General features: G+C 71.1%; 20 protein-coding genes and 1 riboswitch. Of the genes, 8 read left to right on the top strand and 12 right to left on the bottom strand.

Annotation, left to right across the window (positions count from 1 at the left end):
* Window positions 1-7: 7 nt before the first annotated feature.
* From BM127_RS00740 to BM127_RS00765, 6 genes are read right to left on the bottom strand one after another with little or no spacing between them, the layout of a single operon-like run.
* Window positions 8-1,294, bottom strand: coding sequence for a cytochrome P450 (locus BM127_RS00740; RefSeq protein ID WP_091193086.1), 1,287 nt, complete (start codon window positions 1,292-1,294; stop codon window positions 8-10).
* A gap of 28 nt (window positions 1,295-1,322) precedes the next feature.
* Complete coding sequence (locus BM127_RS00745; RefSeq protein WP_091193087.1) at window positions 1,323-1,931, bottom strand: hypothetical protein; 609 nt, start codon at window positions 1,929-1,931, stop codon at window positions 1,323-1,325.
* The gene (locus BM127_RS00750) at window positions 1,928-3,490 is read right to left on the bottom strand and encodes a peptide ligase PGM1-related protein (protein ID WP_091193089.1); all 1,563 of its coding nucleotides are present in this window, start codon (window positions 3,488-3,490) and stop codon (window positions 1,928-1,930) included. Before BM127_RS00750 ends, BM127_RS00745 begins: the two co-directional genes overlap by 4 nt.
* Window positions 3,491-3,494: 4 nt before the next feature.
* A complete protein-coding gene (locus BM127_RS00755; protein WP_091193090.1) occupies window positions 3,495-4,631 on the bottom strand; it encodes an adenylate/guanylate cyclase domain-containing protein in 1,137 nt (378 codons plus the stop codon).
* Window positions 4,628-5,005 carry a response regulator gene (locus BM127_RS00760; protein ID WP_091193092.1) on the bottom strand — a complete coding sequence of 126 codons (378 nt, stop codon included), beginning with the start codon at window positions 5,003-5,005 and terminating at the stop codon, window positions 4,628-4,630. Before BM127_RS00760 ends, BM127_RS00755 begins: the two co-directional genes overlap by 4 nt.
* Window positions 5,002-7,245, bottom strand: a complete 2,244-nt coding sequence (locus BM127_RS00765) for a hybrid sensor histidine kinase/response regulator (protein WP_198554449.1) — start codon at window positions 7,243-7,245, stop codon at window positions 5,002-5,004. Before BM127_RS00765 ends, BM127_RS00760 begins: the two co-directional genes overlap by 4 nt.
* Window positions 7,246-7,348: 103 nt before the next feature.
* On the opposite strand from BM127_RS00765, the gene BM127_RS00770 reads away from it, so the two are divergent.
* On the top strand, window positions 7,349-7,684 hold the full coding sequence (locus BM127_RS00770) for a DUF3054 domain-containing protein (RefSeq protein WP_198554450.1): 336 nt from the start codon (window positions 7,349-7,351) through the stop codon (window positions 7,682-7,684).
* A complete protein-coding gene (locus BM127_RS00775) occupies window positions 7,668-8,870 on the top strand; it encodes an MFS transporter (protein ID WP_091195265.1) in 1,203 nt (400 codons plus the stop codon). Before BM127_RS00770 ends, BM127_RS00775 begins: the two co-directional genes overlap by 17 nt.
* Before the next feature lie 4 nt (window positions 8,871-8,874).
* Here BM127_RS00775 and BM127_RS00780 read toward each other — a convergent pair whose 3' ends face one another.
* From BM127_RS00780 to BM127_RS00790, 3 genes are read right to left on the bottom strand one after another with little or no spacing between them, the layout of a single operon-like run.
* Window positions 8,875-9,636 carry an FAD:protein FMN transferase gene (locus tag BM127_RS00780; protein ID WP_231263144.1) on the bottom strand — a complete coding sequence of 254 codons (762 nt, stop codon included), beginning with the start codon at window positions 9,634-9,636 and terminating at the stop codon, window positions 8,875-8,877.
* Window positions 9,633-10,151, bottom strand: coding sequence for an FMN-binding protein (locus BM127_RS00785; RefSeq protein ID WP_091193095.1), 519 nt, complete (start codon window positions 10,149-10,151; stop codon window positions 9,633-9,635). Before BM127_RS00785 ends, BM127_RS00780 begins: the two co-directional genes overlap by 4 nt.
* 4 nt (window positions 10,152-10,155) lie before the next feature.
* On the bottom strand, window positions 10,156-11,565 hold the full coding sequence (locus BM127_RS00790) for a ferredoxin reductase family protein (protein WP_091193096.1): 1,410 nt from the start codon (window positions 11,563-11,565) through the stop codon (window positions 10,156-10,158).
* Window positions 11,566-11,659: 94 nt separating this feature from the next.
* Between BM127_RS00790 and BM127_RS00795 the strand changes: the two genes are divergently transcribed.
* The 4 genes from BM127_RS00795 to BM127_RS00810 all read left to right on the top strand — a co-directional run bounded on the left by BM127_RS00795 (window position 11,660) and on the right by BM127_RS00810 (window position 17,302).
* Window positions 11,660-12,574 (top strand): carbohydrate kinase family protein, encoded by a 915-nt coding sequence (locus tag BM127_RS00795; RefSeq protein WP_091193098.1) that lies wholly within the window; start codon window positions 11,660-11,662, stop codon window positions 12,572-12,574.
* Complete coding sequence (locus BM127_RS00800) at window positions 12,574-13,476, top strand: pseudouridine-5'-phosphate glycosidase (RefSeq protein WP_091193100.1); 903 nt, start codon at window positions 12,574-12,576, stop codon at window positions 13,474-13,476. Before BM127_RS00795 ends, BM127_RS00800 begins: the two co-directional genes overlap by 1 nt.
* Window positions 13,477-13,541: 65 nt before the next feature.
* Window positions 13,542-13,763, top strand: a riboswitch (cobalamin riboswitch).
* Window positions 13,764-13,901: 138 nt separating this feature from the next.
* Window positions 13,902-16,298, top strand: a complete 2,397-nt coding sequence (locus BM127_RS00805; protein WP_198554452.1) for a ribonucleoside-diphosphate reductase subunit alpha — start codon at window positions 13,902-13,904, stop codon at window positions 16,296-16,298.
* Window positions 16,295-17,302, top strand: a complete 1,008-nt coding sequence (locus BM127_RS00810; protein WP_217642302.1) for a ribonucleotide-diphosphate reductase subunit beta — start codon at window positions 16,295-16,297, stop codon at window positions 17,300-17,302. Before BM127_RS00805 ends, BM127_RS00810 begins: the two co-directional genes overlap by 4 nt.
* A 51-nt stretch (window positions 17,303-17,353) precedes the next feature.
* Here the strand turns inward: BM127_RS00810 and BM127_RS00815 are convergent, their stop codons facing one another.
* Entirely contained in the window at window positions 17,354-17,731 is a 378-nt protein-coding gene (locus BM127_RS00815; protein ID WP_091193102.1) for a YccF domain-containing protein, read from the bottom strand.
* An 88-nt stretch (window positions 17,732-17,819) separates the two neighbouring features.
* On the opposite strand from BM127_RS00815, the gene BM127_RS00820 reads away from it, so the two are divergent.
* The gene (locus tag BM127_RS00820; RefSeq protein ID WP_091193104.1) at window positions 17,820-18,236 is read left to right on the top strand and encodes a VOC family protein; all 417 of its coding nucleotides are present in this window, start codon (window positions 17,820-17,822) and stop codon (window positions 18,234-18,236) included.
* The gene (locus tag BM127_RS00825; RefSeq protein WP_091193106.1) at window positions 18,233-18,532 is read left to right on the top strand and encodes a hypothetical protein; all 300 of its coding nucleotides are present in this window, start codon (window positions 18,233-18,235) and stop codon (window positions 18,530-18,532) included. The genes BM127_RS00820 and BM127_RS00825 overlap by 4 nt, the downstream gene beginning before the upstream one ends.
* A 4-nt stretch (window positions 18,533-18,536) precedes the next feature.
* On the opposite strand, the gene BM127_RS00830 is transcribed toward BM127_RS00825, so the two are convergent.
* Window positions 18,537-19,391: an alpha/beta fold hydrolase gene (locus BM127_RS00830; protein WP_175507295.1), complete on the bottom strand. Its 855-nt coding sequence runs from the start codon at window positions 19,389-19,391 to the stop codon at window positions 18,537-18,539.
* Window positions 19,392-19,535: 144 nt separating this feature from the next.
* Window positions 19,536-20,645 carry a sugar phosphate isomerase/epimerase family protein gene (locus tag BM127_RS00835; RefSeq protein ID WP_091193107.1) on the bottom strand — a complete coding sequence of 370 codons (1,110 nt, stop codon included), beginning with the start codon at window positions 20,643-20,645 and terminating at the stop codon, window positions 19,536-19,538.
* Window positions 20,646-21,133: the final 488 nt, after the last annotated feature.

A 21,133-nucleotide genomic window follows, 5' to 3' on the forward strand; every position in this document is an offset into this window, starting at 1 on the left:
ATCCCGCTCAGGGCCTCAGCGTGGCCGGAAGTGTCTCGAAGCCGCGCAGGATGCGGGTCTCGCGGCGTCGGGCGCCGGGATCGAGGCGCAGGTCGGGGTAGCGGTCCCAGATGGCTCGGAGGCCGACCTCGCCCTCCATCCGCGCGAGCTGGGCACCGAGGCAGTGGTGCCGCCCGGCCGAGAACGCGATGTGCTCGCGCGCGTTGGCGCGGCCGACGTCGAAGCGCAGCGGGTCGGCGAAGACGTCCGGGTCGCGGTTGGCGCCGCCGAGGATCGCGGTCACCATCGACCCGGCCCGTACGGGCTGGCCGACGAGCTCGGTGTCGCGCAGGGCCATCCGACCGGTGAGCAGGACCGGCGGGTCGAGGCGCAGTGCCTCCTCGACGACGTTGGTCCACAGGGACGGGTCGGCGACCACGCGGGCGCGCTCGTCGGGGTGGTCGTGCAGCAGCGCGATGCCGTTGCCGAGGAGGTTGACCGTGGTCTCGAAGCCGGCGGCCAGCACGAGTCCGGCCGTCGCCTTGAGCTCGGACTCGTTGAGGCCCTCGCCCTCGTCGCGCACGGTGACGAGCTGGCTGAGCAGGTTGTCGCCCGGGTTGCGCCGCAGGTTGTCGAGATGGGTGCCGAGCCAGGCGTCGAACTGTGCGAGCGCCCGCGAGACCGACCGGTAGCGCCGCAGCCCGAGCCCCAGGTCGAGGCTGGGCGCAGCCGCCGACCCGAAGTCCAGGACGCGGCCGCGCTCGTCCTCCGGCACCCCGAGGATCTCCGCGATCACCGTCACCGGCAGCAGCGCGCAGTAGGCCTCGACGAGGTCGACGCTGCTGGTGGCACGCGCCTCGAGGGCGTCGAGCAGGTCGGCGGCGATCTCCTCGGTGCGCTCGCGCAGCTTCTCCACCGCGCGCATGGTGAAGACGCGGGTCACGAGCTTGCGGTAGCGCGTGTGGTCGGGCGGCTCGGTCACGAGCAACGACGGCGGCTGGACGGGGTGCAGCGTGCCGGGCGCCGCCCATCGGGCGACCTTGCCGAGCATGCCCTCGTTGTTGGGCAGGCCGGTGCGGAAGTCGTCGCTGGTGAGCAGCTGGCGTACGGCGGCGTGGCTGGTCGCGACGTGACCGATCCGCGAGCGGTAGAGCGGGCCCTTGCCGCGGATCTCCTCGATCAGGTCGAAGACCTCGTCGGTGCCCTCGGCACCCACGCGGATCAGCTGCGCCTGCAGGTCGCCCTGGTCGGCGGCCCGGCGCAGGAACAGCGTCGGCAGGCCGTGGGCGATCGCCCAGTGCACCGTCGACCTCATGCGGTGAGCGTAGACCGGTGCTGCCCGGTCACAGCAGTCCGTGGAGCCGGTCCTCCGTCCAGGCGGGCGACATCCCGTCGAGCTGCGCCAGGTAGGAGATCCGGGACGTGGCATCGAGGTCGAACCCCTCGGCCAGGCCGACCAGGAAGGTGCGCACGTAGGCCTCGGACGGCGGGTTGACGCGGTGATCACGCGACGAGCTGAGGGTGAGGAGCCGATGACCGTCGAGCGTGCCCAGGTCGAGCACGACGTCATAGACCTGCGAGAGCCCGTGGAAGGTCGGTCCGGTCTCAGCGAGCACCAGGGGCAGCCCGACCGGGTGGCGCGTCTCCTGGGCGACGATGTCGATGAGCTGCTCCAGGCGTACGAGGTAGGCGCGCGCGTGCACGGCCCCGTGGGTGCCGGGGGCGTAGAAGGCCGTCCCTCCTCCCCACACGCTCGACTCGCCGGCGAACCGCACGCGACCGGGGAGGGTGATCGCGCGGTGCTCGCGGGGCGGGGTCGGGTCGCGGCAGCCCTCGTACTCGCGTGCTGTCCCTCGCGGCACCCCTCCCCTCACGTAGCAGGCGAGTCGCGCGGACGACAGGTTGGAGCCGAACGCGGCGTACCACACCAGCGTGTCGGCGGCACCGCTCACGTCGGCAGGGCCTCCTCGGCGGTCGCCCGCTCCCCCTCCTCCAGCAGCACGGACGTTGCGTCCTGGTAGATGCGCCATGCCTCGGCGGGACTGTCCCCGATCGCCGTCATGCCCAGCCGCCCGCACTCGGTGACACAGCTGATGAGGTGGAAGACGACCCCGGTCTCCCGCGAGTGGTCGAAGTGCAGCCGATGCCGTGCGACGACGTCGAACACGTCCCGCGTCGTGAGGGCCCGCAACCGGTCGTCCTCCAGGTGGTCGGTGGCCACGAGGTACTTCGCGGCACCGGACGCCGTGCGATAGACACCCGCGTCGCCGTCGTACGCGCCACCGGCCAGGAACTGGAGGGTGAGGAACGGGTGCGTGGTGCCGCCCTTGCGGAGATTGAGCTCGATCGCATAGGCGTCCCACTCGCCGGTTGCGTCCTGGACGGCGACGAAGTCGACCGCGAAGCGCCCGAGCACGCCCTTCTCGGCCAGGCTCCGGCCGATCACGAGCGCGGGCTCGGAGATCTTGCGGGAGTAGGCCGGGTCGGCGGGGAACACGCAGCCGAGGTACTGCTGGCCGCTCGCCCCGCCGAGCAGCTGGTCGTGGGTGGACAGCAGCTCGACGCTGCCGTCGGGGAGCACCCGCATCTGCACGCTCGGGCTGGTCAGGGTCGCACCAGTGATGCGTTCCTCCACCACGCCGCCGAGCCGCTCGAAGGCAGCGAGGAAGTCAGCCACGTCGAGACCGACCGCCTCGGGCTGCATGGCCAGGAGGCGCGTGCGAAGCACCTCTGCCTCATCGGGGCCCCCTGACGCGGGGGCGCCGGTCAGGTCCACCGACGCGTTGCCCGAGCCGGAGACCCCCTCGTTGATCTTCACGATCACCTCGGTGAGCGATGGGCGGCGGACCCGCATGTCGGTGAGGGCGCCGACCAGGTCGTCCACTGTGGCGAGGTCCTCGGACCCGACGGGCGCCCGGACGTCCAGCTCGTCGAAGAGCCGTCGGCACCCCGACTTGCTTCCGAGCGGTGCGAGCCGGGGGTCGGACCCGTAGACAGGGACCCCAAGGGTGAGCGCCACGTCGCGTTCGAGCTCAGTGGTCGTGTAGGGGATCAGGTGGCAGAGATCGCGGTCGGGGATCAGGTCACGGATCTCGCGCAGCACCCTGGGGCGTTCGAGCAGCTTGGCGCTGAGGGGTCGCGGTGACGCGTCTCCCACCGAGACCAGGCGCAGGCGACGGCGCGCGTGGCTCGGGATGATGCCCGGGAGCAGCCCCAGGTAGTAGTCGACGATGTCCTCCTCGATCGGCGAGGAGGTGACGTAGACGAGGGTCAGCATCGGCTGACGCAGCAGCAGGAGGAGGAAGAGCGCCCGTTCCTCCATCGCCTGCATGAGGGTGCCGCTCCCTGCCGTGGTGCGCTCGAGGCTGATCGAGGGCACCACCACGGCGGACTCCATGGCACGGTCGCGGCGCATCGCCTCCCACACCTGCGGCATCCTCTGCTGCAGCGTCTCGTAGGCGACGTAGCGCTCGCGCTCGTCGAGGTCGGACAGCGAGGTCGTCGTGGTCATCTGCTCAGCTCCCTGTGCTCCGGGCCAGGACGTCGTGCACCCTGACCGGCCGACTGAATCCCTTGGGCTGCACGTCCCCGACCAGCTCGGTCGCCACCCGCTCCTCCACCTGCGCGAGGATGCGATCGGTGACCAGCACCTGCCATGCAGTGGCGTCACTGCACAGCCGCGCGGCGAGGTTCGTCACGCTGCCGATGGCGGCGTAGTCGGAACGGCCCGGATAGCCGATCCGCCCGAGTGTGGCGTAGCCCTGAGCGATGCCGATCCCCAGGGCGAGGTCGTGGCCGCGGCGTGCCCACCCGACGGACAGGCGTCGTACGTCGTCGCGCACGGCCAGCGCCATCGCGACGCCGGAGCCTGCCGGGTCGGGGTCCTCGACGGGATCGCCGAAGAAGACCATCACCCCGTCACCGGTGAAACGCTCGAGCGTCCCCCTGTGCTCGTCGATCCGCGCTCCCAGGGCCAGGTGGTACTCGGCCAGGACGTGCATGACCTCCTCGGGCTCGGAGGCCTCCGCGAACGACGTGAATCCGCGGACGTCGCAGAACACGACGACGATCTCGCGGCGGTGGCTGGCCAGCATCTCCTCGTCGTTGACGACGATGTCTGCCAGCTGCGGCGAGAGGAACCGTCGTAGTCGACCGACCCTCTCGAGCTCGGACACCTGGGCCGAGACGCGCGCCTCGAGCTCGCGGTTCCAGCCGGCGATCTCCCCGGCCTGGCGCCGCACGGTGTCGTGGTAGGACTTGAGCCGGGCCAGGGACCGCACCCGCGCCAGCAGCTCCGCCTGGTCGAACGGCTTGGTGATGAAGTCGTCCGCACCGGCCTCCAGCCCCTCCAACCGCTGGGCGGCGGCGCCTGCGGTGATCATGACGACGGGGAGGAACGCGGTCCGGGGGTCGCGACGGATCCTCCGGCAGACCTCGCAGCCGTCCATCCCCGGCATCTGCACGTCGAGCAGCACGACGTCGACGTTCTCCGACAGCAGCAGGTCGAGGGCCTCCTGACCGCCGGCGGCGGTGAGGACGTGGTAGCCCCGGGGCGAGAGCACGGCGTCGAGCAGACGCAGGTTCTGCGGTTGGTCGTCGACGGCCAGGACGGTCCCCTGACCTTCTGTCTCGACCGCCCGCTCCTCCGTCACTCCGCTCGCCTCCCGAGGAAGTGCTCCACGTGCGCGGGCAGCGCCCGTGGGCTGATCGGCTTCTCGAGGTAGCCGTCGAACCCGGCTCGCCGCGCGCGGTCCCGGTCCTCGGCCATCGCCAAGGCGGTCACGGCCACGACGGGCACCCCGGCGGGAAGGACGTCCTCGCGCAGTCGGCGCAGCGTCTCGTGCCCGTCGATGCCCGGGAGCTGGAGGTCCAGCAGCACCAGGTCGGGCGGCTCGGAGGCCGCTGCCTCCACGCCGAGCTCGCCAGTGGTCGCCGACCCGACGGTGTACCCGGCATGCTCCAGGACGTCTCGCACCAGCTTGAGGTTGAGGTCGTTGTCCTCGATCACGAGCACCCGCGGGCTCACAGCGAAGCCCCTGCCACCGCATCGAGCCCGGGCAGCCGGAGAGCGTCGAGCAGGTCGTCGCGGCGCACCGGCTTGAGGAGGTAGGACGCCGCCCCGAGGCGCAGGCCCCTCGGTCGCTCGTCGATGATCGAGGCCACCACGACCGGGATGGCGCTCGTCGCCGGATCGGCCTTGAGCCGCGTCAGCACCTCCCAACCGTCCATCCGCGGCAACCGGATGTCGAGCACGACCGCTGCTGGGCTCGCTGTCCGGGCGAGCGCGAGTGCCTCGATCCCGTCCCTCGCACGCAGCACCCGGACCGGCGATGCCGACAGGTACGCCGTCATCAGGTCCAGGGACGCCCGGTCGTCGTCCACCAGCAGCACCGTGCTCATGCCGTCCGGCGCATGCTCGGTCGCCGACTCCACCGCCGGCAGCGGCACGCGAAAGGCGAAAACGCTTCCCACGTCCGATTCCGGTTCCAGCCACAGCGTGCCCCCGAACAGGGCCACGATGCGGCGCGAGAGGGTCAAACCGAGTCCGGTCCCCTCCTCCTTGGGCGCGTCCCGGTGCCCCTGCTGGAAGGACTCGAAGATGCGCTCCCGGTCCGCAGGCAGCACGCCGACCCCGGTGTCGGACACGCGGATGACGACGTCGGCGTCGTCGCGTGTCGCCGCCACCTCGACCTTTCCTCCGTCGGGGGTGAACTTCACCGCGTTGGAGACGAGGTTGAGCACCACCTGCTTGAAGCGCAGCTCGTCGGCCCAGACGATGCCGACCTCCTCGGAGACGTGCAGGCGGAGGTCGATGGCGTGTGCCGCGGCCCGGTCCCGGACCAGGGACAGCACGTAGTCGAGGCAGGCACGCACCGACATCAGGCTCGGTTCGAGAGTCATCCGGCCGGCCTCGACCTTCGACAGGTCCAGGATCTCGTTGAGCAGCTCGAGGAGGTGCCTCCCCGACGTCCAGATGTCCCGGAGATATTCTTCCTGGCGTGGGTTGAGCTCGCCGAACATCCTGTCCAGGAGCACCTCGGAGAACCCGATGACCGCGTTGAGCGGAGTCCGCAGCTCGTGCGACATGCTGGCAAGGAACTCCGACTTGTGCCGGCTGGCGATCTCGAGCTCGGCGCGTTTGGTGTCGAGCTCGCCGAAGAGCCGGGCATTCACGATCGCCAGGCCGGACTGGTTCGCGAAGGTGCGCAGCAGCTCCGGCGTGTCGATGCCGAAGCCACCCCGCGCGCGCCGCCTGATGACCAGTGCTCCCACGAGCTGCGCCTGGCGCACGAGCGGCACCGCCAGCAGCGAGTGCCACCCGTCTGCGAGCAACACGTCGAGGTGCTCGTCCCGGGAGATGGCATCCAGGTCGGGCACCTCCAACGTCCTGCGCCCGACCGCCGCACGGCCCACAGGCGACGTGGCGCGGTGGATCTGCAGTCTGCGCAGCCGTTCGGTGAGCTCTGGGCTCCCACCAGCTGTGGCCCGGACCCGGAAGCAGTCGTCGGCAGCGTCGTACTCCATGATGGAGCCGCCGTCCGCCCCGGTCAGCCGCACGGCGCCGCTGACGATCCCGCCGAGCACCTCGTCCAGGTCCAACGTCGAGCTGACCGCGTCGCCGATCTCCCGCAGCACCTCCAGCTGGACCACCTTGGCCGCCAGCTCGTCGCTCCGGGCCCCGAGTGCCGCGACGAGCTCGACCTGGCGTACGACGATGGCCGCCTGGGCGGCGAAGGCGCTCAGGACGTCCACCTCGCCCGCGTCGAACGGGTGGGCCTCGGTGCGCCAGACCGAGAGGATCCCGATGACGTCCCCGTTGAGCAGCATCGGCGCGGACATCAGCGTGCGGAAGCCACCGAGGTTCTGGAGGTCGAACCGTCCGTAGCCCGGGTCGACCAGCACGTCGCGGATCTGCTGCGTCCGCCGGTCCCCTGCCACCCGGCCGATCAGGCTGTCGCGGGTCAGGCCGACCGGGTGGTCCTCGACGTAGCGGCGGAACGCCTCGGGGACGTCACCGGTGATGCGGGAGAGTCGGAACGCCCCGCCCTCCAGCAGGTAGAGCTGGGCGACCTGCGCGCGGCACAGCCGGCCGGCCCGGTCGATGATGGTGTCGAGCACCTCGCCGGGATCGGCCCCGGTCCGGCCCAACGCCTCCAGGATCTCGCGGGTCGCCTCGGCCTGTCGCTGGGCGTCGAGCAGCCGGCGGTCTGCGTCCACACCGCCGTTGTCTTCCTCCGCCGGGCCCTCGCCCATCGCACCGTTCACGACCACACGTCCTTCATCGGAGTCTGCTCCGCCGCACGGTCAGTGGCAACACTGAAGTGAGGGACGTCTAGCCACCCGGACCACCCTGCCTAGGCTCGTCCCCATGTGGCTGCTCATCGATCTCCTGCTCGTCGGCGTCTTCGCGGTGATCGGCCGGCTCAGCCACTACGGCTCGCTCACCCTCGGGGGCTGGTGGACCACGGCCTGGCCGTTCCTGGTCGGCACCCTGCTCGCGTGGGCGGCACTGACCGCCACGCGGCGCAGCCCGGCGGCGATCAGCTCCGGCGTCGTCGTGTGGCTCGGCGCCCTGGTCGGCGGGATGGTGCTGCGCCAGACCAGCGGACAGGGCACCGCGACGGCCTTCGTGGTCGTGGCGACCCTCGTCCTCGGCGCGCTGCTGGTGCTCCCTAGAGTCGGTGCACGTGTCCGAGGCCGATGACCGATCCCGCAGCCGTGTTGTCCCGTTCGGCCTGCTGCTCGCGGCGGTCGTCCTCGTCTCGATCAACCTGCGTCCCGGTGCGTCCTCCCTCGGTCCGGTCCTCGAGGAGGTGCGCGAGGGGCTGGGCATGAGCGCCGGCGTCGCGGGTGTGATGACCGGGCTGCCCGGCCTCTGCTTCGGACTCGTCGGTGCTCTCGCCGTCGGCTTCGCCCGCCGCGTGGGGATGACGGCCGGCATCGCGATCGGCCTCGCCGTCGGCGCGGCCGGTCTCCTGCTGCGCGTCACGACCGACAGCGTCCCGACCTTCCTGGTCTTCACGGTGGTCGGCCTGGCCGGCATGGCCATCGGCAACGTCCTCGTGCCTGCCTGGATCAAGGCGCACGGTCACGCGGTCGCCCTCATGACGGTCTACGGCACCGGCCTCGTCGTGGGCGGCACCATCGGCTCTCTGGCCACGGCGCCGGTCACCGAGGGCACGGGCTCGTGGCGGGCGGGTCTCGGCATGTGGGGCGTGCTGCTCCTGGTCTCGGTGCCGCTGTGGGCGTGGCTGGCCCTGCGCGAGCACCGCTCTCCCTCCGAGCACGCCGTCAGCGGAGCAGCGCCCAGCGGACGCATCGTCCACTCCCCCACCGCGATCGCACTGACCGTGCTCTTCGGCGTGCAGTCGATGCATGCCTACGTCCAGTTCGGCTGGCTGCCGCAGATCTACCGCGACGCCGGCATCTCCGCCTCCTCGGCCGGCGCCCTCCAGGGACTGCTCTCGAGCGTCGGCATCATCGGTGCGCTGGCCATGCCGACGGTGATCGAGCGCGGGCGGGGCCTGCGGCCGTTGATGGTGTCGTTCGGCGTGATGCTCGCGCTCGGCTACACAGGCCTGCTGGTCGCTCCGGCCACGGCGCCGTGGCTCTGGGCCCTGATGCTCGGCTTCTCCGGGCTGGCCTTCCCGACGGCGATGGCACTCATCACCGCGCGCACCCGGCACCCGTCCGTCACCGCACAGCTGTCGGGCTTCGTGCAGCCGGTGGGCTACGCGCTCGCCGCCACGGGCCCCTTCGTGGTCGGCCTGATCCACGAGGCCACCGGCAGCTGGTCGTTGGTCATCGTGCTGCTCGCGCTCACCGCGGTGCCGCTGACCCTCGCCGGCCTGCGCGTCGCGAACCCGACGTACGTCGACGACGAGATCTGAGCCTTCAGGACACCGTCTCGGCGCGGCCGTCGGCCCAGACGACGATGCCGGTGCGCAGCCGTGAGCGCAGCCAGTCCGGGCCGTCGACGCCGAGGGCCAGCGCGGTCGTGGCGTCGATGTCGACGCTGGTCAGGCGGGCGCCGATGACGGTCACCGACGCCAGCGCCTCCTGGGGGCGACCCGAGCGTGCGTCGACCACGTGCGCGCCGCGGTGGGCCGACCCGGAGGTGGCGACCGCTCCGCGGTGGACGGGGACGCGTGCCACGAGCCGGGTCGGGTCGAGCGGGTGCTCGATGCCGATCAGCCACGGCTCCCCGTCCGGGTCGGCGACGTGGCAGACCATGTCGCCGCCGGCCGAGAGGCACACGTCGGTGTCCGCGAGGGCGAGGAGCGGGGCCACCGCGCGGTCGACGGCCCAGCCCTTCACGACGCCGCTGGGGTCGAGCCGGCGTACGCCGTCCCGGTCGGACAGGCAGACGTCGAAGGCGCCGCCCGACGAGACCCGGGCGTCGTCGCCGAGCCGGAGCACCTCGGCCACGCTCTCGTGGCACTCGGCCAGGGTCACCTCGCCGCGGCCGAGGCGCGAGACCTGGCTGTCCGGACGCCACGTGCTGAACACCTCGTCCACCCAGCGCAGCTCGGTCAGCGCCGCCTCCCACGCCTGCTCGCCGAGCTGGTCGTCGGCGTGCCGGCCGCGGAGCGCGAGGCTGATCGGCATCCCCATCACCTGCTCGACCCGACGGGTGGGCGCCGCCACGCCGGTCACAGCCCGGCCTGGTCGAGGGCGCTCTGCAGCGACTGGAGGTAGCCCTCGCTGGTGTACGTCGCCCCGCTGACCATCGCGACCGAGTCGCCCTGCGAGTCGAGGGTGTCCTGGACCAGCTGGGGCAGCGAGAAGTTGCTGATCTGGAGGTCGCGGCCGTCCTGGTCGGGATACTGCAGGACCGAGACGTTGGTGATCGTCGAGCCGCTGACCTGCAGCTGGACCTGCACCGGGCCGTAGCGGGTCTGGACAGCGTCGCCGACGACCGTGGTCGAGGCCCCGTCCGTCGTGGTGTCGGTCGGGGTGTCGGTCGGGGTGTCCGTCGGCGGGGCCGCGCCGCTGCTCGTCGTGCCGGAGCCGGAGCTCGTGCCGGAGGCGGTCTGGCCGGTCAGCGAGGTGGAGAAGGCGCCCTCGCTGCCGGTGCCGGTGGCCATGACCGACGAGGTGGAGGTGTGGTAGCCGAAGAGGACGACCACGGCGGAGAGGGTGCTCAGCACCCAGAGGACGATGCGCTTCACGATGTCACCAGCCGAAGTTCTCGAGGTGGATGTGGTGCTCGGGCACGCCGGCGGCGCGGAGGTCGCGGAGCACCAGCTCGGTCCAGGGCCGGGGGCCGCAGACATAGACGTCGCGCTCGACGACGTCGGGGACCCAGGAGGTCAGGGCGGCCAGGTCGGTCGGGGCGTCGACCCCGTGGCCGAGCCACGAGTCCGGACCGCGCCGGCGCCCGGCCAGGCCCCACACGACGAGCCCGCGCTGCCGGGTCAGCTCGGCCAGCTCGTCCACGAAGAGCGGGGCGGACGACGAGCGGTAGAGGACCAGCGCCTCGCCCGGGGCGTACTCCAAGGCCTCGGCCAGTGCCCGCAGCGGCGTGATGCCGACGCCTGCGCCGATCATCAGGAGCTTGCGCCGGCTGCGGGCGCGGGGACTGAGACGGCCGTACGGGCCCTCGATCCAGGCGCGCGAGCCGACCACGAGGCCGGCCACCGCCGCGCTGCCGTCGCCCACGTCCTGCACGGTGATCCGCAGGGAGCGGCCGTCCGGGGCGGCAGAGAGCGAGTAGGGGTTGGCGCGGCTGCGGCCGGGGCGTCCGCCGAAGCGCCAGGTGAAGAACTGGCCGGCCTCGACCGGGAGCCGGTCGAGCGCGCGACCGGTGACGTGCACCGAGACGGTGCCGTCGCCCTCGGGCACGATCGCGGCGACGCGGAGGTCGTGGCGCAGGTTGCGCCACACCGGCAGCCCGACCCGCCACACCAGCACGCTGCCGGCAGCGGCGATCCACGCGGACCACCAGAAGACCTGGCGTCCTGTCGAGGACGTGAAGTCGGCGCCGGTCCAGAGCTGGTGCGGGATGGCGAGGCCGACGCCGAGGTAGGCGTAGAGGTGCATGAGGTGCCACGACTCGTAGCGCAGCCGGCGCCGGGCCGCCTTGATGCTCGTCACCACGACCATGACCAGGCAGACCGTGGCTGCCGTGGCGAGCAGCATGCCGGGGTAGTTGACGACGAGGTCCCACAGGGTGCGCGGCATCGAGGTCAGCGACCCGCCGGCGTAGCCCCACGTGATGGTGACGATGTGGGCGAGCATGAGGTTGAACGACGTGAAGCCGACGAGGCGGTGGATCCGGGCGAGCTCGTCCTGGCCGAAGGCCCGCTCCAGCACCGGCACCCGCGCCATCAGCACGACCTGCGCGAGGAGCAGCACCGCCGAGGCCAGGCCGGTGATCCGGCCCACGGACTCGAGGCCGGAGGCCCACCCGCCGAGGTCGCCGATGCCGCCGCCGGTCACCCACCACCAGGTCACCAGGAGGAGCGACAGCCACAGCGCGCTGCCGGCCAGGAGGCGGGTGACCGCGTCACGGCGGGCACGCACGCCCAGACGTCGTACGACGTGCGGCTGCGGAGTGGCGGTCGGGGCCTGGGCCAGGGTCATGGGTCGAGAGTCGTCGTCCCGGCTGGCACCGGCGTGGGGATGACCTGTGCGGATCCTGTGAGTGCGTCGGACACCCCTCTGTCAGGATCTGCCCGTGGAGCAGTGGGTGGTCGTCGTCGGTGGGACCAACATGGACGTGGTCGCCCGCACGTCCGCGCCGCTCGTCGGCGCGACCAGCAACCCCGGCCACACCCGCATCTCCCCCGGCGGCGTCGGTCGCAACATCGCCGCCTGCCTCGGCCTGCTCGGTGCGCCGGTGCGGCTGGTGTCGGCCGTGGGCGACGACGCGTTCGGCGACGCGGCGCTGCGGGTGACCGCGGCGTGCGGCGTCGACATCGGTGCCGTACGTCGCGTGCCGGGGGCCACCGGGACCTACACCGCGATCCTCGACGACCGAGGCGAGATGGTGGCCGCGGTGTCCGACATGGAGGTCATCGACCGGCTCGAGCTCGACACCCTCCACCTCGACGACGCGGCACTGGTCGTCGTCGACGGCAACCTCGCCCACGCTCAGGCGGCCCAGGCCGTGGCCGCCGCGGCGCACGCCGCGGCTCCGGTCGCCTTCGAGCCGGTGTCGGTCGCCAAGGCCGCGCGGCTGGCCGACCTCGTGCGCGACCTCTTCCTCGTCACGCCCAACACCGACGAGCTCGCCGCCCTCACCGGACGGCCCACTGCGGACTGGCCCGCCGGTGTCGCCGACCTGCACGACCGCGGCATCGAGCACGTCTGGCTGCGCTCCGGTGCCGAGGGGTCGTGGATGTGCAGCCGCGGTCTCGACCCCGTCCACCTGCCGTCCGTGCCGGCCACCGTCGTCGACGTCACCGGTGCCGGCGACGCGATGCTCGCCGCCTGGATCGCGGCCTGGCTGCGCGGCGCCGACCCCGTCGCCGCCGCCCGCGAGGGCCACCGGGCAGCAGCCGCCACCATCGAGAGCCCCCACACCGTCCGGCCCGACCTCGCGGCCGTACTCGCCGCCGACGCCCACGACCACGACCACCAGGAGTCCTGATGCTGACCATCACCGACGAGGTCCGCGACGCACTCGCGTCCGGACAGCCCGTCGTCGCGCTGGAGAGCACGATCATCAGCCACGGCATGCCCTACCCGCAGAACGTCGAGATGGCGCGCACCGTCGAGGGCATCGTCCGCGAGGGCGGCGCAGTGCCGGCGACGATCGCGGTGCTGCACGGCAGGCCCACGATCGGGCTGTCGCCCGACGACCTGGAGCTGCTGGCCTCCGACGACTCGGTCATCAAGGTCTCCCTCCGCGACCTGCCCTACGTCGTGTCGCGCGGCCTGCACGGCGCGACGACCGTCGCCTCGACGATGCGGCTCGCGGCCCTCGCCGGCATCGGCGTCTTCGTCACCGGTGGGCTGGGCGGCGTGCACCGCGGTGCGGAGACGTCGTACGACGTGTCGGCCGACCTCACCGAGCTCTCCACGACGTCCGTCGCCGTGGTCTGCGCGGGCGTGAAGAGCATCCTCGACATCGGGCTGACGCTGGAGAAGCTCGAGACCCTGGGCGTGCCGGTGCTCGGCTACGGCACCGACGAGTTCCCGTCGTTCTTCTCCCGCTCGTCGGGCTTCGGCGCGCCGATGCGGGTCGACTCACCGGCCGAGGTGGCGGCCCTGATGGCCGCGAAGTGGGAGCTCGGCCTGAGCGGTGGCGTCGTCGTCGCCAATCCCATCCCGGCCGAGTCGGAGATCCCCGCCGACGAGATCGGCGCGATCATCGACCGCGCGCTCGCCGACATGGACGCCCTGGGCATCCGAGGCAAGGACGCGACGCCCTACCTGCTCGGACGCATCGTCGAGATCACCGACGGCACCTCGCTCATCGCCAACATCGCGCTCGTGGAGCACAACGCGCAGCTCGGTGCCGCGATCGCACGGGAGTACGCGGCTCGCTGAGCGTGATCGCCGCACCAACACGCCGACACAAGATGTGGTCCCCCACTTGTCGACGAGCCCTACATATGGTGGTGCACGCAGCTGGTTCGGTGCGTCATCCAGACGTGTCGAGGCAAGAGGGAACCCGGTGTGAGTCCGGGACTGCCCCGCAGCGGTGAGTGGGAACGACCGCCGTCACACAGCACTGGATCACCCGATCTGGGAAGCGACGGCCAGTAGGGGTCGAACGGATCAGTCCGTGAGGCGTGCCCATGAGTCCGAAGACCTGCCAGCGCACCGCACCCGTCCGGGTGCGGTGGTCCGAGGCCTCGTGGGAAGGCCGGTGGGCACGTACGACCCTGCCCGGGCCCCGCCCGTCGGCAGCGGCGTACCTTCCCTCCTCCTCCTGCGACCCCGGACCCCGTCCGTCTCGCGAGGAGAGAGAAGTGACCATCACCGAGTCACCGGTGCGCACCGCCATGCAGGTGCGCAAGAGGAACGGCGACGGCGAGCCCGTCGACGTCAACAAGATCGTCCGCGCCGTCGACCGGGTCAGCGCCGACCTGGCCGACGTGGACCCGATGCGCGTCGCGACCCGCACCATCAGCGGGTTGTACGACGGCGCCACCACCGCCGAGCTGGACCGGCTGTCGATCCAGACGGCCGCGGAGATGATCGGCGAGGAGCCGCAGTACTCACGGCTCGCCGCGCGCCTCCTGGCGGGCTACATCGACAAGGAGGTCCGCAACCAGGGCGTCATGTCGTTCAGCCAGTCGGTGGCGCTCGGCCACGCGGAGGGGCTCATCGGCGACGACACCGCCAGGTTCGTCAAGGACAACGCCCGCAAGCTCGACTTCGCGATCGACGACGACGCCGAGCGCCGCTTCGAGTACTTCGGGCTGCGCACCGTCTACGACCGCTACCTGCTGCGCCACCCGTCCAGCCGCCTGGTCGTGGAGACGCCTCAGTACTTCCTGCTGCGCGTCGCCACCGGCCTCGCGCAGAGCCCCGGGGAGGCGATCCGCTTCTACCGGCTGATGTCGTCGCTGGCCTACCTGCCGAGCAGCCCGACGCTCTTCAACTCCGGCACCCGCCACACGCAGATGTCGTCGTGCTACCTCGTCGACTCCCCCGTCGACGACCTCGACTCGATCTACTCGCGCTACGCGCAGGTCGCCAAGCTGTCGAAGTTCGCCGGCGGCATCGGCATCGCCTTCTCGCGGGTCCGCTCGCGCGGGGCGCTGATCCGCGGCACCAACGGGCAGTCCAACGGGATCGTGCCGTTCCTGCGCACGCTCGACTCCTCGGTGTCGGCGGTCAACCAGGGCGGGCGCCGCAAGGGCGCCGCGTGCGTCTACCTCGAGCCCTGGCACCCGGACGTCGAGGAGTTCCTCGAGCTGCGCGACAACACCGGTGAGGACGCCCGGCGCACCCACAACCTCAACCTCGCCCACTGGATCCCCGACGAGTTCATGCGGCGCGTCGAGGCCGACGCCGACTGGTCGCTGATCGACCCCGACCAGGCACCCGAGCTCCCCGACCTGTGGGGCGCCGCCTTCGACGAGGCCTATCGCCGCGCCGAGGAGGAGGGCCGCTACGTCCGGCAGGTCAAGGCGCGCGAGCTCTACGGCAAGATGATGCGCACCCTCGCGCAGACCGGCAACGGCTGGATGACCTTCAAGGACGCCAGCAACCGCACCTGCAACCAGACGCGCGACACCCCGGGCGGCCCGGTCGTCCACCTCTCCAACCTCTGCACCGAGATCATCGAGGTGTCCTCCGACGGCGAGACGGCCGTGTGCAACCTCGGCTCGATCAACCTGGCGCAGCACCTGGTTGCGACAAGCTCGACCGACCGGGCTCGTATCGACTGGGACAAGCTGCGCGAGACCGTGCGCACAGCGGTGCCGCTGCTGGACCGCGTCATCGACGTCAACTTCTACCCCAGCGTCGAGTCGGCGGCCTCCAACCCGCGCTGGCGCCCCGTGGGACTGGGCCTGATGGGCCTGCAGGACGCCCTCTTCGCGATGCGCCTGCCCTTCGACTCGGCCGAGGCGCGCGAGCTCTCGACCCGGGTGCAGGAGGAGATCTACCTGACGGCGCTCGAGGTGTCGGTCGACCTGGCGCGGCGCCACGGCCCGCACCCGGCGTACGACGAGACGCGCGCCGCCGCGGGCGTCCTCCAGCCCGACCACTGGGGCGTGACGCCGACCCAGACCGAGCGGTGGGCCACGCTCCGCGCCGACATCGCCGAGCACGGTCTGCGCAACTCGCTCCTGGTCGCCATCGCGCCGACGGCGACCATCGCGTCGATCGCGGGCTGCTACGAGTGCATCGAGCCGCAGGTGTCCAACCTGTTCAAGCGCGAGACGCTCTCGGGCGAGTTCCTCCAGGTCAACGCGGCCCTCACCCGCGAGCTCAAGGCCCGCGGGTTGTGGACGCCGGAGGTGCGTGAGGCGATCAAGCGCGCCGAGGGCTCGGTGCAGGGAGTCACGGAGCTGCCTGCGGACGTGCGCGAGCTCTTCCGTACGGCGTGGGAGCTGCCGCAGCGGGCGCTGATCGACATGGCGGCCGAGCGGTCGGCCTACATCGACCAGAGCCAGTCGCTCAACCTCTTCATCGCCGGGCCGTCGATCGGGAAGCTCTCCTCGATGTACCTCCACGCCTGGAAGGCCGGCCTGAAGACGACCTACTACCTGCGCTCGCGACCGGCGACGCGGATCCAGCAGACGACCACGTCCGTCAACGCACCCGTCGAGACCACTCCCCTGACCACCCTCTCCGACGACGAGGCGCTCGCCTGCTCGCTGGAGAACCCCGAGAACTGCGAGGCCTGCCAGTGAGTACGACCCACCTGCTCGACCCCGGGATGAACCTCACCCTGCGTCCGATGCGCTACCCGCACTTCTACGACCGCTACCGCGACGCGATCAAGAACACCTGGACCGTCGAGGAGGTCGACCTGCACTCCGACCTCAAGGACCTCCAGCGGCTCAGCGAGGCCGAGCGCCACCTGGTGTCGCGACTCGTCGCCTTCTTCGCCACCGGCGACACGATCGTGGCCAACAACCTCGTGCTCAACCTCTACCAGCACATCAACTCGCCGGAGGGTCGGCTCTACCTCTCGCGCCAGCTCTTCGAGGAGGCGGTGCACGTGCAGTTCTACCTGACCCTGCTCGACACCTACGTCCCCGACGAGACGGAGCGTCACGAGGCGTTCGCGGCGGTCGACAACATCCCGTCGATCAAGGCCAAGGCGGACTTCTGCTTCCAGTGGATCGACTCGGTCTTCGACCTCGACCAGCTCGAGACACGGGAGCACCGCCGGAAGTTCCTGCTCAACCTGATCTGCTTCGCCGCGGTCATCGAGGGGCTGTTCTTCTACGGCGCGTTCGCCTACGTCTACTTCCTGCGCTCGCGCGGCTTCCTCAACGGCCTCGCCTCCGGCACCAACTGGGTCTTCCGCGACGAGTCGATGCACATGGCCTTCGCCTTCGACGTGGTCGACACCGTGCGCGCCGAGGAGCCGGAGCTCTTCGACGACGAGATGGCCGCGCAGGTGCGGCAGATGCTGATCGACGGCGTCGACGCCGAGGCACAGTTCGCCGAGGACCTCCTCGCCGGCGGGGTCGCGGGACTGTCGACGGCGGACATGCGCTCCTACCTGGAGTACGTCGCCGACCGCCGGATGGAGCGCCTCGACCTGCCGATCATCTACGGCTCGAAGAACCCGCTGGCCTTCATGGAGCTGCAGGACGTCCAGGAGGTGTCGAACTTCTTCGAGCGGAAGGTGTCGGCCTACCAGGTCGGCGTCACCGGGGCGGTGGGGTTCGACGAGGAGTTCTGACCGGCGCGCGTGCGGCGGTGGTGGCCCCGGACCCCTGCGGTCCGAGGGCCACTACTGCGGCACGGGCACGATGTCCTTGCCGAGCGGGGCGAGCGAGATCGGCACCATCTTGAGGTCGGCGATCGCGAGCGGGATCCCGATGATGGTGATCGCCAGCACGATGGCCGACCCGATGTGGGCGAGGGCCAGCCACCAGCCGGCCAGGACGAACCAGATCACGTTGCCGAGGAACGATCCGACGCCCGCCGACTCCTTGGCCACGATCGTGCGGCCGAACGGCCACAGCGCGTAGGTCGCGATCCGGAACGACGCGAGCGCCCACGGGATGGTGATGATCGGCAGGCACAGCAGGAGTCCGGCCACGATGTAGCCGAGGAACAACCAGAAGCCGCCGAAGACCAGCCAGATGACGTTGAGGATCAGGCGCACGACCTGATTCAACCAGAGCCCGATGGCCGCGGCACGAGTCAGCCGCGGTGGAGCACGTGAGAAGTGTGCGCGTGCTTGGATCGACTCCATGGCCTCCCGACTGACCGAGATCTCGCTCGACTGCCACGACCCCGACCTCCTGGCTGCCTTCTGGACCGCCGCGCTCGACTGGGTCGTCCTCGACGCCGAGGACGGCCTGGTCGAGATCGGTCCGGTCCGCTCCGACGACAGCGCCCTCCTCGACGCCGTCCGCTCGGGGCCTGTCGCGCCGACGATGTTCCTGGCCGCGGTCGAGGAGGGCAAGGAGGTGAAGAACCGGATGCACCTCGACCTGTCCCCGATCGACCGGACCCGCGACGAGGAGGTCGAGCGGCTGCTGGCGCTCGGCGCCTCGCGGACCGACGTCGGGCAGACCGGCGAGGAGTCGTGGGTGGTCCTCGCCGACCCCGAGGGCAACGAGTTCTGCGTGCTGCGCAGCCTCGCGCCCGGCCACTTCTCGTTGTGACCAGCCGAACGACCGCCGACCTCGTCTCGTCGTACGTCCGCAGCCTGCGGTGGCAGGTCCCGCTGGCCCTCGTCGCCGTGCTCGCGCTCTGGGCCTTCGACGTGGGTGGCGTGCGCGACGTCGGACCCGGCCGGATCCTGCTCCTCGGCATCGGCTGCCTCGTGGTCCTGAGCCCGCTGCTGTGGCTGCGCTACGAGTTCACGTGGGAGCGCGACCGGCAGCTGGCCGTCCTGCTCGGGTGGTCGATCGCGTGGCTCGTCGTCGGGACCGTGGTGATGCTGGCGCTGGCCGGCTGAGCGATCAGGCGCCCGCGTCGTGCGCCATGAAGTCGCGCAGCACCCGCGCGAACCGGTCGGGATCGTCGAGGTGCGGGAAGTGGCCGGCACCCTCGAACAGCTCGACGCGGCACCCGGGCACGGCGCGCTGGGCGCTGATCGCGTGCCACGCGGGGATCATCCGGTCCTTGGAGCCCCACACGATCAGGGTCGGTGGCGGGGTCACGGCCCCGAGGTGGTCGTGCGCGCTGATGCTCTGGCCGCCGAAGTCGATCACGGCACGCGTGGTGGCGAGGAAGGCGCGGCGGCTCTCCCGGTCACCCAGGGACGTGAAGCCGCGCCAGATCGCGCCGATGTCGGCGCCGGGCTTCCACCCGACCTTCTGCGCCCCCCGTCCCAGCGCCTCGACCTTCTCGAGGACGGGCGCGGACGCGATGACACTGAGCACCTGCTCCGCGCCGGGGAGGGTCGCCGAGCGCAGCACCAGGTTGACCTCACGCCCGAGGCCGCCGCTCGAGACCAGCACGAGGCGGTCCACCCGGTCGGGGAACAGGTAGTAGAACTGCATCGCGATCCCACCGCCGAGCGAGTGCCCGACGAGGGTGACCCGCTCGATGCCGAGGTGGTCGAGGAGGTCGCGGAGCGTGGCCGCGTGCGAGCTGAGCGAGTAGTCGCCGGTCGGCTTGGCCGACTCCCCGTGACCGAAGAGGTCGGGCACGACGACGCGGTGGTCGTCGTCGACCCGGTCGACGAGCTCGGCCCACTGGCCCTGCGACCCCAGGATGCCGTGGATGAACAGCACGACGGGGCCGGAGCCACTGTCGACGTACGACAGCTCGTGGCCGTGGAGCGCGACCGTCTGCGGGGCCAGGCGAACCATCGTCGTCCTCGGGGTGGTGGGGGTGGTTACCCCACGGTAGTCCCGCCCGGACCACCTCGGGCCGCACTGGGGCGAAGATCACCCACCCGTGGGCTGCTGCGCGCGCCGTGCTCCTCGGCCGTGGCTCGCGCAGCAGCCGAGCGGTCAGCCGCGCAGCCTGGACAGGTTGTCGTAGCTGGACTGGGCGTACGCCAGCGACTGACCGGGGTTGGTGGGGCTCCCGGCGTTGTCCTGCTCCCACATGGGGTTGTGGTAGCCCTTGGCGCCGACCCCGCCGAGGAACGCCCGGTAGTCGATGTCACCGGCGCCGAAGGGCACGATCTCGTAGCCGTTGGGCGTGCCCGGGCGTGCGTCGCCGTCCTTGGCGTGGAACAGCGGGTACCGCATGGGGCCGTAGGAGTTGACGGTGCCCAGCGGGTCGAAGATGTCCTGCACCGACGAGCCGTCGGGCGCGGTGTAGGTGTGGTGCTGGTACTGCGCGACGTGCGCCCAGAAGATGTCCATCTCCAGGAAGACATAGCGGGAGTCGGTGTTGTCCAGGAACCACTCGAGGCGACGGACGCCCGACGAGCGGGTCGGACGGCCGTTGGCGTCGAGCGGTCCGCTGTCGAGCAGGAAGCTGTAGGCCGGCGAGTGGTTGTGGGTGTAGAGCTTGAGTCCGTGCATCGTCATCGCGCGCTCGCCGAGGATGTTCCACCGCTCGGCCGCGGCCTGCCAGTCGGCCAGGTAGGCCGAGCTGGTCGGGTCGCTGCCCGTGCCGATGTGTGCCATGCCGAGGATGTTGGCCGCCTCGCAGGCGGCGTCGAAGCTCGCCAGGGTGGCGTCGGTGAGGGTGCTCGGGATGCTGCCGTGGTTGCCCTCGGCCTCCAGCCCGCTGTCGTCCAGCCACTGCTTCAGCAGGGCCGGGGCGGGCGTACGTCCACCTTCCGCGTTCACGTTCTGGGTGTAGCCGGCGAACTCGATCTGCTTGTAGCCGATCCGGGACAGCTCGGCGAGGACCTCCTTGAACCCTGAGGCCAGGTCGGTGGTGCTGGGATCGCGGTTGATCGCGTCGCGGACGGTGTAGAGGATGATGCCGAGCTTGCCCGGCGGGATCAGGCGCCCGTTGCCGGCTGCGGCGGCCGGGGAGCTCAGCGGGCCTGCCAGCGACGCCGCCGCGACGCCGGTCGAGGCCGCCATGAACTGGCGCCTGCTGAGGCCGAGCCTGCGGATCAGTGCGGGTGTCTCGATGGACCTGACGTCAGGGGTGTTCATGAGGCTCCTCCGGGGGTGGATCACGGGCGACGAGGCCACGTGTGGCGCACGTCACAGGGTCATCCTGCGAAGCTACGGAGTTATGCCCTCGGACGTCAACCTTTTGCTCGTAGTTCGACAAAAGTCGTCATGAGGGCATGCCAGCAGGCCCGTACGCCAGCGTCGCCGGCGAGCGGGTGTGGAGACCGGGCGTCACGCCCGTGATGTCCGACGTCAGACGTTGAAGCGGAACGATCATGCGGGGTTTCGGCGGTAGTTGGGCATCGTTGGCGACGACCGGAAACGTGGGCTGACCTGCAGAAACGCGCTCGCGCGACCGTTGGACGTCATCGACCAGAATCGGTCTTAGCCGGACTTCTTGCGGACTATTTGCGGACTCACGCGACCTCGAGCCAGCGCCGTCGCTCGCGCGAGACTGCGGGATCGTCACGGACGTATTCCTGACGACCTCCGCGTGCTCTGCTGCCGAGGTCCCGATGCGTAAGTCA

The sequence above is a fragment of the Nocardioides alpinus genome (assembly GCF_900112035.1).
GTDB classification, from domain to species: Bacteria; Actinomycetota; Actinomycetes; order Propionibacteriales; family Nocardioidaceae; genus Nocardioides; species Nocardioides alpinus.